The organism is Salmonella sp. 3C (assembly GCF_025426275.1).
Classification (GTDB): domain Bacteria; phylum Pseudomonadota; class Gammaproteobacteria; order Enterobacterales; family Enterobacteriaceae; genus Salmonella; species Salmonella enterica.
In genome coordinates, this window is record NZ_CP104858.1 from 1,305,472 (window position 1) to 1,319,900 (window position 14,429).

The 14,429-nt window shown below is 52.6% G+C and carries 17 protein-coding genes and 1 pseudogene; 5 read left to right on the forward strand and 13 right to left on the reverse strand.

Annotated elements, in window-relative coordinates; genetic code table 11:
- Nucleotides 1–54: 54 nt before the first annotated feature.
- From fusA to fkpA, 8 genes are all read right to left on the reverse strand, one after another.
- Nucleotides 55–2,169 (reverse strand): elongation factor G, encoded by a 2,115-nt coding sequence (fusA, locus tag N7E69_RS06315; RefSeq protein ID WP_000124693.1) that lies wholly within the window; start codon nucleotides 2,167–2,169, stop codon nucleotides 55–57.
- A gap of 96 nt (nucleotides 2,170–2,265) precedes the next feature.
- A complete protein-coding gene (gene rpsG / locus N7E69_RS06320; protein ID WP_001138043.1) occupies nucleotides 2,266–2,736 on the reverse strand; it encodes a 30S ribosomal protein S7 in 471 nt (156 codons plus the stop codon).
- A 95-nt stretch (nucleotides 2,737–2,831) separates the two neighbouring features.
- Entirely contained in the window at nucleotides 2,832–3,206 is a 375-nt protein-coding gene (gene rpsL / locus N7E69_RS06325) for a 30S ribosomal protein S12 (protein ID WP_000246815.1), read from the reverse strand.
- Between the two features lie 125 nt (nucleotides 3,207–3,331).
- Complete coding sequence (gene tusB / locus N7E69_RS06330; RefSeq protein ID WP_000903399.1) at nucleotides 3,332–3,619, reverse strand: sulfurtransferase complex subunit TusB; 288 nt, start codon at nucleotides 3,617–3,619, stop codon at nucleotides 3,332–3,334.
- Between the two features lie 7 nt (nucleotides 3,620–3,626).
- The gene (tusC, locus tag N7E69_RS06335; protein ID WP_000820705.1) at nucleotides 3,627–3,983 is read right to left on the reverse strand and encodes a sulfurtransferase complex subunit TusC; all 357 of its coding nucleotides are present in this window, start codon (nucleotides 3,981–3,983) and stop codon (nucleotides 3,627–3,629) included.
- Complete coding sequence (tusD, locus tag N7E69_RS06340; protein WP_001268011.1) at nucleotides 3,983–4,369, reverse strand: sulfurtransferase complex subunit TusD; 387 nt, start codon at nucleotides 4,367–4,369, stop codon at nucleotides 3,983–3,985. Before tusD ends, tusC begins: the two co-directional genes overlap by 1 nt.
- Nucleotides 4,369–5,091: a transcriptional regulator gene (locus N7E69_RS06345; RefSeq protein ID WP_000091471.1), complete on the reverse strand. Its 723-nt coding sequence runs from the start codon at nucleotides 5,089–5,091 to the stop codon at nucleotides 4,369–4,371. Before N7E69_RS06345 ends, tusD begins: the two co-directional genes overlap by 1 nt.
- A 275-nt stretch (nucleotides 5,092–5,366) precedes the next feature.
- A complete protein-coding gene (fkpA, locus tag N7E69_RS06350) occupies nucleotides 5,367–6,185 on the reverse strand; it encodes an FKBP-type peptidyl-prolyl cis-trans isomerase (RefSeq protein ID WP_000838225.1) in 819 nt (272 codons plus the stop codon).
- A gap of 219 nt (nucleotides 6,186–6,404) precedes the next feature.
- On the opposite strand from fkpA, the gene N7E69_RS06355 reads away from it, so the two are divergent.
- Complete coding sequence (locus N7E69_RS06355; protein ID WP_001152701.1) at nucleotides 6,405–6,623, forward strand: protein SlyX; 219 nt, start codon at nucleotides 6,405–6,407, stop codon at nucleotides 6,621–6,623.
- A gap of 188 nt (nucleotides 6,624–6,811) precedes the next feature.
- On the opposite strand, the gene slyD is transcribed toward N7E69_RS06355, so the two are convergent.
- The 4 genes from slyD to kefG form a co-directional block, all read right to left on the reverse strand.
- A complete protein-coding gene (gene slyD / locus N7E69_RS06360) occupies nucleotides 6,812–7,402 on the reverse strand; it encodes a peptidylprolyl isomerase (protein WP_000861341.1) in 591 nt (196 codons plus the stop codon).
- Nucleotides 7,403–7,496: 94 nt separating this feature from the next.
- Nucleotides 7,497–7,697, reverse strand: coding sequence for a YheV family putative zinc ribbon protein (locus N7E69_RS06365; RefSeq protein WP_001007735.1), 201 nt, complete (start codon nucleotides 7,695–7,697; stop codon nucleotides 7,497–7,499).
- A gap of 9 nt (nucleotides 7,698–7,706) precedes the next feature.
- Nucleotides 7,707–9,512 carry a glutathione-regulated potassium-efflux system protein KefB gene (gene kefB, locus N7E69_RS06370; RefSeq protein ID WP_000398136.1) on the reverse strand — a complete coding sequence of 602 codons (1,806 nt, stop codon included), beginning with the start codon at nucleotides 9,510–9,512 and terminating at the stop codon, nucleotides 7,707–7,709.
- A complete protein-coding gene (gene kefG, locus N7E69_RS06375) occupies nucleotides 9,512–10,063 on the reverse strand; it encodes a glutathione-regulated potassium-efflux system ancillary protein KefG (protein ID WP_000081820.1) in 552 nt (183 codons plus the stop codon). Before kefG ends, kefB begins: the two co-directional genes overlap by 1 nt.
- A gap of 265 nt (nucleotides 10,064–10,328) precedes the next feature.
- Between kefG and N7E69_RS06380 the strand changes: the two genes are divergently transcribed.
- Both N7E69_RS06380 and N7E69_RS06385 read left to right on the forward strand, forming a co-directional pair.
- On the forward strand, nucleotides 10,329–12,236 hold the full coding sequence (locus N7E69_RS06380; protein ID WP_000634748.1) for an ABC transporter ATP-binding protein: 1,908 nt from the start codon (nucleotides 10,329–10,331) through the stop codon (nucleotides 12,234–12,236).
- Between the two features lie 162 nt (nucleotides 12,237–12,398).
- Entirely contained in the window at nucleotides 12,399–12,620 is a 222-nt protein-coding gene (locus N7E69_RS06385) for a hypothetical protein (protein WP_001054040.1), read from the forward strand.
- 1 nt (nucleotide 12,621) lies between these two features.
- Here the strand turns inward: N7E69_RS06385 and N7E69_RS06390 are convergent.
- Nucleotides 12,622–12,933, reverse strand: a pseudogene (locus N7E69_RS06390) (monooxygenase).
- 197 nt (nucleotides 12,934–13,130) lie between these two features.
- Between N7E69_RS06390 and N7E69_RS06395 the strand changes: the two are divergent.
- Both N7E69_RS06395 and N7E69_RS06400 read left to right on the forward strand, forming a co-directional pair.
- On the forward strand, nucleotides 13,131–14,198 hold the full coding sequence (locus N7E69_RS06395; RefSeq protein ID WP_079943814.1) for a hydrolase: 1,068 nt from the start codon (nucleotides 13,131–13,133) through the stop codon (nucleotides 14,196–14,198).
- Complete coding sequence (locus tag N7E69_RS06400) at nucleotides 14,195–14,413, forward strand: YheU family protein (RefSeq protein WP_000586567.1); 219 nt, start codon at nucleotides 14,195–14,197, stop codon at nucleotides 14,411–14,413. Before N7E69_RS06395 ends, N7E69_RS06400 begins: the two co-directional genes overlap by 4 nt.
- Nucleotides 14,414–14,429 lie beyond the last annotated feature (16 nt).

The following is a 14,429-nucleotide window of genomic DNA, read 5'->3' on the forward strand; positions in this document are numbered from 1 at the left end:
TAGCGCTCTCCCCTTCAGGAGAGAGCACGGGATTTTGGTTTTTAACCCTGCGGCTTATTTACCACGGGCTTCGATTACGGCCTGAGCAACGTTGTTCGGCGCATCATCATACTTCAGGAATTCCATAGTGTACGATGCGCGACCTTTGGTCAGAGAACGCAGCTGAGTTGCATATCCGAACATTTCAGACAGCGGTACTTCAGCGTGGATCTTAACGCCTGTAACTTCAGATTCCTGACCTTTGAGCATACCACGACGGCGGCTAAGGTCGCCGATAACGTCACCGGTATTCTCTTCAGGTGTTTCTACTTCAACCTTCATGATCGGCTCAAGCAGAACTGGTTTTGCTTTCTTAAAGCCTTCTTTAAAGGCGATAGACGCAGCCAGTTTAAACGCCAGCTCAGAGGAGTCAACGTCATGGTAAGAACCGAAGTGCAGACGCACACCGAGATCAACTACCGGATAACCCGCCAGCGGGCCAGATTTCAGCTGCTCCTGGATGCCTTTATCAACGGCCGGGATGTATTCGCCAGGAATTACACCACCTTTGATGTCGTTGATGAACTCGTAACCTTTCGGGTTAGAGCCCGGCTCCAGCGGGTACATGTCGATAACAACATGACCATACTGACCGCGACCACCAGACTGTTTCGCGTGTTTACCTTCGATGTCGGTAACTTTCGCGCGAATCGCTTCGCGGTAAGCAACCTGAGGTTTACCCACGTTAGCTTCAACGTTGAATTCACGCTTCATACGGTCAACGATGATATCCAGGTGAAGTTCACCCATACCAGCGATGATGGTCTGGTTAGATTCTTCATCAGTCCATACGCGGAATGACGGGTCTTCTTTCGCCAGACGGCCCAGAGCCAGACCCATTTTTTCCTGGTCAGCTTTGGTTTTCGGTTCTACCGCGATGGAGATTACCGGCTCAGGGAATTCCATACGTTCCAGAATGATCGGGTTTTCCGGATCACACAGGGTGTCACCGGTAGTCACGTCTTTCAGGCCGATAGCAGCCGCGATGTCGCCCGCGCGAACTTCTTTGATCTCTTCACGTTTGTTGGCGTGCATCTGAACGATACGACCGAAACGCTCACGTGCGGTTTTCACGGAGTTCAGTACGGTATCACCAGAGTTAACCACACCGGAGTACACACGGAAGAAGGTCAGGTTACCCACAAACGGGTCGGTAGCGATTTTGAACGCCAGCGCAGAGAACGGCTCGTCGTCGCTTGCGTGACGCTCAGCCGGAGTATCTTTACCGTCGTCCAGAATACCGTTGATCGCAGGTACGTCTACCGGGGATGGCAGGTAATCAATTACCGCATCCAGCATCGCCTGAACACCTTTGTTCTTGAATGCAGAACCACAGGTTACCAGGATGATTTCGTTGTTCAGAACGCGCTGACGCAGAGCTTGTTTGATCTCTTCTTCAGTCAGTTCTTCACCACCCAGGTATTTTTCCATCAGCTCTTCAGAAGCTTCTGCGGCGGACTCGATCAGGTTCTGGTGCCATTCGTTAGCCAGGTCCTGCATGTCAGCCGGGATATCTTCGTATTCGAAGGTAACGCCCTGGTCGGCATCGTTCCAGTTGATGGCTTTCATTTTCACCAGGTCAACAACGCCGGTGAAACCTTCTTCAGCACCAATTGCCAGCTGCAGCGGAACCGGGTTCGCGCCCAGACGGGTTTTGATCTGACCAACAACTTTCAGGAAGTTCGCGCCCATGCGGTCCATTTTGTTAACGAACGCAATACGCGGAACTTTGTATTTGTTTGCCTGACGCCATACGGTTTCAGACTGCGGCTGAACACCACCAACTGCGCAGTAAACCATTACCGCACCATCGAGAACACGCATGGAACGTTCTACTTCGATAGTGAAGTCAACGTGCCCCGGGGTGTCGATGATGTTGATGCGATGCGGTTCATACTGCTTAGCCATACCAGACCAGAATGCAGTAGTCGCTGCGGAGGTGATAGTAATACCACGCTCCTGCTCCTGCTCCATCCAGTCCATGGTAGCTGCGCCGTCATGAACTTCACCGATTTTGTGGTTTACACCGGTGTAGAACAGAATACGTTCGGTAGTAGTGGTTTTACCGGCGTCGATGTGCGCACTGATACCGATATTACGGTAGCGTGCGATGGGTGTTGTACGAGCCATTTGATTCCTCGTTGATATCTTTAGGCGTTCAGTTAAGTTATCCAAAACGGGCGACTTACCTGAAGCGCCCGCCTGGTGACTATGACTCCGAAGGGATTACCAACGGTAGTGTGCGAACGCCTTGTTGGCTTCTGCCATACGGTGAACGTCTTCACGTTTCTTAACTGCAGTACCTTTGTTTTCTGCAGCGTCAGAAAGTTCGTTCGCCAGACGCAGAGCCATGGATTTATCACCGCGTTTACGAGCAGCTTCTACGATCCAACGCATTGCCAGAGCATTACGACGGACCGGACGGACTTCAACTGGTACCTGATAAGTAGAACCACCTACACGGCGGGATTTAACTTCTACAGTCGGGCGAACGTTTTCGAGAGCGACTTCGAAAGCTTCCAGTTCAGATTTACCAGAACGCTGAGCCAGGGTCTCCAGCGCGCTGTATACGATTGATTCTGCAGTAGATTTTTTACCATCTACCATCAGGATATTGACAAATTTAGCCAGCAGTTCTGATCCGAACTTCGGATCCGGCAGAATTTTACGCTGACCAATGACGCGACGACGTGGCATGGAAATACTCCGTTGTTAATTCAGGATTGTCCAAAACTCTACGAGTTTAGTTTGACATTAATTTAAAACGTTTGGCCTTACTTAACGGAGAACCATTAAGCCTTAGGACGCTTCACGCCGTACTTAGAACGAGCTTGCTTACGGTCTTTAACGCCGGAGCAGTCAAGCGCGCCACGAACGGTGTGGTAACGAACACCCGGGAGGTCTTTAACACGACCGCCACGGATCAGGATCACGGAGTGCTCCTGCAGGTTGTGACCTTCACCACCGATGTAGGAAGTCACTTCAAAACCGTTAGTCAGACGAACACGGCAAACTTTACGCAGTGCGGAGTTCGGTTTTTTAGGAGTGGTAGTATATACACGAGTACATACGCCACGTTTTTGCGGGCATGCTTCCAGCGCAGGCACGTTGCTTTTCGCAACTTTGCGAGCACGTGGTTTGCGTACCAGCTGGTTAACTGTTGCCATTAAATAGCTCCTGGTTTTAGCTTTTGCTTCGTAAACACGTAATAAAACGCCCTCACACAATATGAGGACGCCGAATTTTAGGGCGGTGTCGAAAAGGTGTCAAGAAATATACAACGATCCCGCCATCACCAGGCCATCTGGTTGGCATACTTAACCGTGAGTCTGACAAAATCAGTATAGTCAACCCTGACGACACTGTCTGAAATTTGACCACCCAGGCCGCGGGCGTCAATGTCTTCTTTCAAGGCATAGACCGTTATGGGGGCATCGCGCAGACTTTCAAGGAAGCGGTTACCTTCAATCGCGACGGTAACGCCATCCTGGAGCAACAAAAGCGCATCGCCCTCTTTTAGCAGGCGCAGCAAAGCGGGAAAATCAACGCTCGAAGCGCAATGAGGTAAGGTATGCAGCATAAACGCCTCAGAATCTCAGGATGACATCATAGTTGCCAAGCTCGCGGCGTAACGCCACGGGTTCCAGCGGCGTGGCGTCTACCACAAAATTAACGTTCTCCAGACCACGCTCGCGCAGCGATGCCGCGCAGATCCAGCATTGATCAATATCGTACAAATCAAAGAGCTTGAAAGTAGCAATATAGTCACGCGCCAGCACAGCGTCTGGTTTTTGTCCCGGTAATAACTGAAAGACGCCGTCGCTGATAAAAAAGACGCCCAGCGCTTCCGTTAGCGCTGACGTCGCCAGCAGCGCATCCAGTCCTTCACGGCCTGAGGCGCTGCCGTGCGGCGCGGTGGAAAAGACAAATGCAATACGTTTCATTAAAACTGCACCACCCGATCGCAGGTGAGAGATGCCTCCGCCAGCGCGCCCAGCCCGCTTAGCGTAAAGCCCGGCTGAAGATTGGCGGACGGCAACTCCAGTCTGCCGGCTTCAGTTTCATCAATAATACCGCGACGAAGCGCCGCCGCGACACAGATGTTCAGCGCTACGCCATGCTGCGTATTCAATTTCTGCCAGGCGCGTACCAGATCATATTCATCGCTCGCCGGCGAGGTCAGGAGATTGGCGTTATAGACACCTTCCCGATAGAAAAAGACGCTGGCTAACTCATGCCCCTCATTGAGCAGCGCGTGGGCGAACTGCAATGCGCTGCTGGCCTGCTGGGTGCCATATGCCGGCCCGGTGACCATAATGGCATAACGCATTATTTATCCTGCCCCTGAAAATCGCCGCTTTTGAACTGGCGAATATAGAGGTAAACCGTGTGTTTTGAGATATTCAGACGATCGGCTACCTGGTTAATGGCGTCTTTAATATCGAAAATGCCTTTTTCGTACAAGTTAAGGACGATCTGACGATTTTTCGCATTGTTAGAGACATTACGATCGGCATTCACTTCTTCGATCGTGAACTCCAGCGTCTGGGTGACTAAATCTTCGACTGAGGAGGCAAAATTAACCGCTGAGCCGACTTCCGGCGTTTCCGGCGGAATAAAGGTATTCATAATCTGTGAAAATGGCACATCAAGATTCATGTTGATGCACAGTAGACCAATGACGCGCTGCTCGCGGTTGCGAATGGCAATCGTCAACGACTTCATCAAGACACCGCTTTTCGCGCGCGTGAAATAGCATTTCGACACGCTACTGTCCGCCCCTGTCATGTCGTGCAACATACGCAACGCCAGGTCGGTAATCGGCGAGCCAATTTTACGGCCCGTATGTTCGCCATTGGCAATACGAATGGCTGAACATTTTAGATCCTGCAAAGAGTGCAATACGATTTCACAATGGGAACCTATAAGCATCGCTAACCCGTCCACTACCGCTTCGTAGGATTTCAGAATATCGAAGTCGGTTTGCTCGAAGGGACGCTGATCCAGCAAATCAAGTTCACTGGTTTCGTTGGTTAAAAGCGACCTGGACATGAAAAAAAACACTCCTTTTCAGGAGCCTGTCGTTATGTTTTCAGGGCAGGCTCATTATTTACGCGGATGATTAAATTAATACAGTGAGGGTTCATCTTTCCAGTACTAATTTGCTCGTCTATTTCAGACTACGTGTGCGTTGGCGGTCATTCAGCCTACGGTCTCGCCCTTAACGACCAGCGCAAGCGCCGTTATCCGCAAATCAAATTATGGTGAGTAATATATCCGGCCTGAATAAAAAAACCGCCGCTATTACAAGCGGCGGCTCTCAGTTTTTATTTTTTAGCAGCATCTGCGGCTTTAGCGTCAGCCGCATCGGCAGGTTTAGCATCCGCTTTCGGCGCTGGTTTGATATCCAGCAGCTCTACGTCGAATACCAGGGTGGAGTTCGCCGGGATACCCGGGACGCCCGTTTTACCGTAGGCCAGCGCCGGTGGGATAACCAGCTTGATCTTGCCGCCTTTCTTAATATTTTTCAGGCCTTCAGTCCAGCCAGGGATAACGCCGTCCAGACGGAAGGAGAGCGGTTCGCCGCGCGTGTAAGAGTTATCAAACTCTTTACCGTCGATCAGCGTACCTTTGTAGTTCACCACAACGGTATCGCTATCTTTCGGCGCCTCGCCTGTGCCTTCTTTCTCTACTTTGTAAAGCAGACCGGTAGAGGAGGTTTTCACGCCTTTCTCTTTAGCAAAAGCGTCACGGAACGTTTTACCTTTTGCTTCGTTATCGGCAGCGTCTTTTTCCATCTTCGCCTGAGCAGCGCTCTTCACACGTGCTTCAAACGTCTGCAGCGTTTGCTCAATTTCCTGATCGGACAGTTTGCTCTTATCGGCAAAGGCATCCTGAACGCCGGCAATCAACTGATCTTTATCCAGTTTGATGCCCAACTTTTCCTGCTCTTTAAGCGAATTTTCCATGTAACGACCCAGCGAGGCGCCCAGCGCATAAGCCGCTTTTTGATCGTCGTTTTTAAATGCTGCTTTGCTATCAGCGGTAGCTGCCGGTTTCGCCGCATCAGCAGCAAAAGTGATCGGTGCGTGCATAGCAACGGCCATCGTCGTTGCCAGCAGCGTGGCTTTAAACAGTGATTTCATCCATATCTCCAGGGCCGGGGCATCTCGCCCCATGTTAACTTACGTAAGAAGCGTACTATAAATCGTTGCAGAACAAATCAACATACGAACACGCCCTATTATCACTTCTTTTCAGACTCTTTTTGTTTAAATTAGTTTCGTAGGGCGCGTAATGGTTGCTGTGAAAGCCGGTAAAGTTAAGTAGAATCCGCCGACGGAGACAACATAAAGAGGTACATCATGCAGGATATCACGATGGAAGCTCGTCTGGCTGAACTGGAAAGCCGTCTGGCGTTCCAGGAGATTACCATAGAAGAACTAAACCTGACGGTAACCGCACATGAAATGGAGATGGCGAAGCTGCGCGATCATCTGCGTTTGCTCACGGAAAAGTTAAAAGCCAGTCAGCCGTCAAATATCGCCTCTCAGGCAGAAGAAACGCCGCCGCCGCATTATTGAGACGAAAAAAAAGCGGGGTTAACCCGCTTTTTTTGTGCCCGATGATTTATCGAACCAATGATAATACCCTAAGGATTTCGAGTCACAGCAAGGCGGCAAGCTTGAAAATTCCCCGGGAGCATAGATAACTATGTGACCGGGGTTTGAAAGCGTAGCCAACACCGCGGTGGCTTGAAAGACGACAGGGATTAATGGCAACCGCAACCGCCTTTACCACCACCGCCGCAGCAGCCTTCGCCGCCGTGCTCGTGACCATGGTCATGACCATGACCGCCACAGCAACCGTCTTCACCGTGATCGTGGTGGTGATCGTGCGCGCCGTGAACATGACCGTGAGCCAGTTCTTCTTCAGTCGCTTCACGAATCGCAACAACTTCTACGTTAAATTTCAGATTCTGGCCCGCCAGCATGTGGTTACCATCAACCACAACGTGATCGTCTTCCACTTCGGTAATCTCTACCGGTACCGGGCCCTGGTCGGTTTCCGCCAGGAAACGCATCCCTACCTGCAGTTCATCAACGCCCATAAAGACGTCTTTAGGCACACGCTGCACCAGATTTTCGTCATACTGGCCGTAAGCGTCGTTCGCACCAACAGCGACATCAAATTTGTCGCCAACTTCATGGCCTTCCAGCGCCGTTTCCAGGCCAGAGATCAGAGAGCCGTGGCCGTGCAGGTAATCCAGCGGCGCACTCACCGGAGACTCATCAACCAACACACCGTCTTCTGTACGTACCTGATAGGCCAGGCTGACCACCAGGTCTTTTGCTACTTTCATGATATCTCCTGAGCATGGGAAGAATAGTGGCGCAGATTGTAGCGGAATTCTGCAGCCGTGTACCCCTTAGCTTAAAAAAACCTGCGGCATATCGCTAGTCCGGATGAAAAATCCCAATCACTTGCTCTTCTTTGCGAACATGCTCGCGAACGTCTTTATCCGCCTCCCGCATTTGATGCCCGCACTTAACGCATTCAACAATATCGACATTATTTTCACGCCACATCGCCATTGTGTCCTGCGCCTGACAGGCTGGACATTTCGCGCCTGCAATAAAACGTTTACGGATTGCCATTGTTCACCTCTACTCAAATTTATCCCAGCCATCCAGCTGGCGACGCTCCTGTTGCATTTCGCGCTGAAAAATCTCCTCCAGCTCGCGTCGGGCCTCTCTGGCGCGCGAAATCTGTACCATGTCGCTATGCTCCGGGATCAGCTCCCGCAGCATTCGCATATCCAGCCGACGAAAATGCAACTGCGCGCGTTGCGCCTGATGCGGATGCATACCTAACGACACCAGAGTTTTACGTCCCAGTTCCAGCGCGCTGGAAAACGTTTCACGGGAAAACTGCGTGACGCCAGCCTGTAATAACTCATGGGCCTCCACACGTCCACGCGCTCGCGCAAGAATATGCAGATGAGGAAAATGCTGCTGACACAACTCCACCAGCTTCATCGTGTCTTCCGGTTCATTACACGTGATGACTATCGACTCCGCCGCTTCCGCGCCCGCAGAACGCAGCAGCTCGACTTGTGTAGCGTCGCCGTAATACACTTTATAACCATATTTGCGCATCAGATTAACGGCGCCGATATCGCGTTCCAGCACGGTGATACGCATCTTATTCGCCATCAATAAGCGAGCGATCACCTGACCAAAACGGCCAAAGCCGACGACAATTACCTGGGGCTTATCATCCTCAACCCACGGCTTTTCATCATTCTCTTCCGGGCCATTAAGGCGGCGCGATAACCACTTATCAATCCCTTTCATCAGTAGCGGCGTGGTCATCATTGATAACGTGACAGTCACCAATAATAACGCCATCTGATCGCCCTGAAACAGGCGCTGAGAAGAGGCGGTAGAAAAGAGCACAAAAGCGAACTCGCCCCCCTGACTCAGCACGCTGGCAAACTGCATCCGTTCAGAACTTCTTATTCCATATAGCCGCGCCAGCAGATACAGCGTCAACATTTTTATGACGACCAGAATAACAACGCTCGCCGCCACCCACAGTAAATGGGTATAAAGTACGCCGAGATTTAGCGACATACCGACGGAGATAAAGAACAGCCCAAGCAGTAAACCTTTAAAGGGATCGATAGCGTTTTCCAGCTCATGCCGGTATTCACTCTCTGCCAGTAAAACGCCGGCAATGAAGGTTCCCAGGGCCATCGACAGTCCCAGCGCATCCATAAATAAGGCGGCGCTCAACACCAGCAACAGCGTCGCGGCAGTGAAGACCTCCCGCACGCCAGACGCAGCAATAAAACGAAATACCGGGCGCAGCAGGTAACGACCGCCAATCAGCATTACCGCGAAAGCCAGTACCTTCATTGCCACTTTAAACCAGTCGAAATGCTCGTCGGCCGATCCCGCCAATAAAGGCACCAACGCCAGCGCGGGGATCACCGCTAAATCCTGAAACAGTAAGACGGAAAACCCTAACTGCCCGGACTCGCTACGATTCATGCCTTTCTCGCGCATCAGTTGTAGCGCCATCGCCGTCGAAGACATCGCCAGGCCAATCCCGCCGACGACCGCCGCCTGCCATAAGAAATCAGCAAGCATCAATAATCCCGCCAGCACCGCCGCGCTTAACAGCACCTGAGCAGCGCCGACGCCGAAGATAGAGCGCCGCAGTTGCCAAAGCCGGGACGGATTGAGTTCGAGACCAATGATAAACATCAGAAACACGACGCCCAGTTCGGAGAAGTGAAGAATTTCGTCGACGTCGCTGATGAAGCCCAGTCCCCACGGACCAATCGCGATTCCCGCCAGCAAATACCCTAGCACCGCGCCGATGCCCAGCCTGGCGGCTAACGGCACCGCCGCCACCGCCGCGAAGAGGAACAACACTCCCGCGGTCAATAAATCAGCACCTTCCATCAATAGCCTCCCGCGCTCACAGGATTCGCCAGCCACTCGCCATAGGCTTTCGCATGACTGGCCAGCGTCTGCGGCGACTGGCGGCGCGCCCAGTACACAATAATGGGCGGCATCCAGTGCATCCGACACATGGCCGCGGTCAGTTCAAAGGGGCGGAGTACATCGCTCATTGGATAGCGGTTTAGCGCGTCATACCGGTAAGCGCTCTCCGGCTCGCCGGTCGTAATCACGCTACGCCAGTACTTTCCCACCAGTTGGTTTCCCCCTGGTCCGCTGGCGAACCCCCGACTCAAAACGCGATCAAGCCATTCTTTCAGTAAAGCCGGACAGCTATAGGTGTAAAGGGGATGCTGAAAAACAATGACGTCGTGCTCACGTAACAGGGCTTGTTCATAGGGCGTGTCGATAAAAAAATCAGGATAGCGCGCATAAAGATCGTGCACGGTTACGTTATTGTGCTGTATGGCCGGTTTAAGCAGTACCCGGTTAGCAACCGAGTCCTGAGATTCCGGATGGGCATACAACAGCAAGACTTTCGCTGGCTGAGACATCAATCCCCCTCCCGGTTGTTTTGGGTCGATACATGCCATTCTTCAGGCCGCTTCTACGTTGACAGCGTTTGTTCAACTCAGGAACGTACTCTATGTCCGCCGCTGGGGATTAATGAGAGATATTCTTGTCCCTCACCAAAGGCGGCCTGAATGATTTTGTGTATCGTTGTTGTTTTGAGCTACCATTGCGCTCCAGCGCGGCGGTACGCCCGAATATTACATTATCATAATGATAAATTAACATAGTCTGAACATACGGCGCCTTATGATTGTTTTCTCCTCGTTACAAATTCGTCGCGGCGTGCGCGTCCTACTGGACAATGCCTCGGCTATCATTAATCCAGGCCAGAAAGTCGGCCTGGTGGGTAAAAACGGCTGCGGTAAATCTACCCTGCTGGCATTGCTAAAAAATGAAATCAGCGCCGATGCCGGGAGTTTTACCCTGCCCGGAACCTGGCAATTAGCGTGGGTGAATCAGGAAACACCTGCGTTGCCTCAGCCAGCGATTGAGTATGTCATTGACGGCGACCGTGAATACCGGCAGCTGGAGGCGCAGCTTAACGACGCCAACGAACATAACGACGGACATGCTATCGCCTCCATACATGGCAAGCTGGACGCCATCGACGCATGGACCGTTCGTTCGCGCGCCGCCAGCCTGCTACACGGTCTCGGCTTCTCTAACGATCAGCTGGAACGTCCGGTCAGCGACTTTTCCGGCGGCTGGCGGATGCGCCTTAACCTGGCCCAGGCGCTGATTTGCCGTTCCGATTTACTGCTGCTCGACGAACCGACCAACCACCTCGATCTGGATGCCGTTATCTGGCTGGAAAAATGGCTGAAGAGCTATCCGGGCACCCTGATTCTGATCTCCCACGATCGCGATTTTCTTGACCCGATAGTGGATAAAATTATCCATATCGAACAACAGACTCTGTTCGAGTACACCGGCAACTACAGCGCGTTTGAAGTTCAGCGCGCCACGCGCCTGGCGCAGCAGCAGGCGATGTATGAGAGTCAGCAGGAGCGTGTGGCGCATCTGCAAAGCTACATCGACCGTTTCCGCGCCAAGGCCACCAAGGCCAAGCAGGCGCAAAGCCGTATCAAGATGCTGGAGCGTATGGAGTTGATTGCGCCGGCTCATGTCGACAACCCGTTCCATTTCAGCTTCCGCGCGCCGGAAAGCCTGCCGAACCCGCTGCTGAAAATGGAAAAAGTCAGCGCAGGTTATGGCGATCGCATCATTCTGGAATCCATCAAGCTGAACCTGGTGCCCGGCTCGCGTATCGGCCTGCTGGGCCGCAACGGCGCGGGGAAATCGACGCTGATCAAGCTGCTGGCGGGCGAACTGGAACCGTTGCACGGTGAAATCGGCCTCGCCAAAGGCATTAAGCTCGGCTACTTCGCCCAGCACCAACTGGAGTTCCTGCGCGCCGATGAATCCCCGTTGCAGCATATGGCGCGTCTGGCGCCGCAGGAACTGGAGCAGAAGCTGCGCGACTATCTCGGCGGCTTCGGTTTCCAGGGCGACAAAGTAACGGAAGAGACGCAACGTTTCTCCGGCGGCGAGAAAGCGCGCCTGGTACTGGCGCTGATCGTCTGGCAGCGTCCAAATCTGCTGTTGCTCGATGAACCGACCAACCACCTGGATCTCGACATGCGTCAGGCGCTCACCGAAGCGCTGATTGATTTCGAAGGCGCATTGGTCGTCGTGTCGCACGACCGCCACCTGATTCGCTCCACCACTGACGACCTCTATCTGGTTCACGACAAAAAGGTCGAACCGTTCGACGGAGACCTGGAAGATTATCAGCAATGGCTGAGCGACGTGCAGAAACAGGAAAACCAGGCCGACAACGCGCCGAAGGAAAACAACGCCAACAGCGCTCAGTCACGCAAAGATCAGAAGCGTCGCGAAGCCGAGCTACGCACTCTGACGCAACCGCTGCGTAAAGAGATTACCCGTCTGGAAAAAGAGATGGAAAAGCTCAACGCCCAATTAGCGCAGGCGGAAGAGAAGCTCGGCGACAGCAGCCTGTATGACCCCAGCCGTAAAGCGGAGATGACCGAGTGTCTGCAACTGCAGGCCAGCGCCAAATCCGGGCTGGAAGCGTGTGAAATGGCATGGCTTGAGGCGCAGGAGCAGCTTGAGCAGATGATGCAGAACGACTAAGAGCCTATCCCATTAGGCTATTTTATTCGCCATTTTAGGGCCGGGCAGTGCTCGAAATCCTCACGCACTATGTGTACGCTCCGGTTTCTGCGCGCTGTCCGGCCCCAAACTGGCTTCAACAATTACGCCTACTGGGATAGGCTCTAACGCACGGGGCGGACGATGAACCTGTCAATTACCGATGACATTACCTTCCGCAAGCTCACCATCTTAATGATGCTTGTGGAGAAGGGTAACATCGCCCGCACCGCCGAGGCGCTGCACACGCTGAAAGAGAACGTTCGTTGTCCGCTGTTCGTCCATAAAGGCCTCTTCGGTACTCGTCCCGATATAAAGGTTACCGTTGCGGTCGGCAGCACCGGAACAGAAGGCTGCGTTATGTGATTTAGCGGCAAAGGTTGCCGTGATTTATTTTCGTCAGCGCGTCGTTCACGCCAAATAATTTAAACGTCACCTCATCAACGCCAAGATTTTTCAGACGCGCAGTGTGTTTTTTAATATAAGCCCGCGCCGTTTCTTCGGATTCAAACAAGTAAATGCCGCCAGCTTGCTGGTTTTTCTCGCTTTCTGTCCAGATTTTCCAGATGAAGCCCGGCTCCTCATTGATAGACTCCGCCAGCCCGACCAGTTGCTAAGTCATCTCCTCGCCAAAAGGGCCGCTAAAGTTAAAATGGATCTGTAAAAGTGTCTTCGACATGCCTTCTCCTTGAGTCACATAACTATCGTGTTGCCACACTACCACGATTAATTCGGCTGATGCAGAGGTTCACGCGATTTCTGTGGGGTATTGCGCGCGCCTTGCATACCGCCCCCTCTGGTGAAATGAGGCGCAATTTTATTTCGCCAGACGACCAATTGAACGTAAAATCACATATTGACTAATCTGTGAACCTTATGCGCGGTATAGTATTGTTTCCAATTATCAATTGTTCTGGTGCTATGGTTGAGATCACGTCCACAGAAATAACCCCGCCTGTCAATGACTCGCATGAATTTATTCCCATGCGTGGCATTCGTAATCGCCATTTACAAACTATGCTGCCGCGCTTAATCCGCCGCAAAGTGAAGTTCAACGCCCACTGGCAGCGGCTGGAGCTACCGGACGGCGATTTTGTCGATCTGGCATGGAGCGAAGAACCGCAACAGGCAAAGCATAAACCGCGGCTGGTGGTCTTTCACGGTCTGGAAGGCAGCCTGAACAGCCCCTATGCCCACGGGCTGATTGAGGCGGCGCAAAAGCGCGGCTGGCTGGGCGTGGTGATGCACTTTCGCGGCTGTAGCGGCGAACCCAACCGTCTGAATCGTATTTACCACTCCGGTGAAACGGAGGACGGAGCCTGGTTTTTACGCTGGCTACAGCGGGAGTTCGGCGCCGTTCCGACAGCCGCCGTGGGCTATTCGCTCGGCGGTAATATGCTGGCGTGCCTGCTGGCGAAAGAAGGCCGCGATATTCCCATCGAGGCGGCGGTAATTGTTTCTGCACCTTTCGTTCTCGAAGCCTGTAGCTACCACATGGACAAAGGGTTTTCCCGCGTCTATCAGCGTTATTTGCTTAATCTGTTAAAAGCGAATGCGTCACGCAAGCTGGCGGCGTACCCCGGGTCGCTGCCGGTGAATCTGGCGCAACTGAAATCAATGCGCCGTATTCGCGAGTTTGACGACCTGATCACCGCGAAAATTCACGGCTTTGCCGACGCCATCGACTACTATCGTCAGTGTAGCGCCATGCCGTTGCTTAACCAGATTGCTAAACCGACGCTGATTATTCACGCTAAAGACGATCCGTTTATGGATCATCATGTGATCCCTAAAGCGGAAGATCTGCCCCCGCAGGTGGAGTATCAGCTAACTGAGCATGGCGGACACGTAGGATTTATCGGCGGTACGCCGCTGCGCCCTGAAATGTGGCTGGAACGCCGAATTCCTGACTGGCTGACAACGTACCTGGAGGCGTCATCATGATCATTCCCTGGCAGGGGCTCGCCCCCGACACGCTGGACAACCTGATCGAAAGCTTTGTGTTGCGCGAAGGCACCGATTATGGTGAACATGAACGTTCGCTTGAACAAAAAGTCGCTGACGTAAAACTCCAACTGCAATCCGGCGAGGCCGTGCTGGTATGGTCTGAATTACATGAAACGGTCAATATTATGCCGAAAAAGCAGTTTCGCGAATAAAACGCCTTTGCCGACA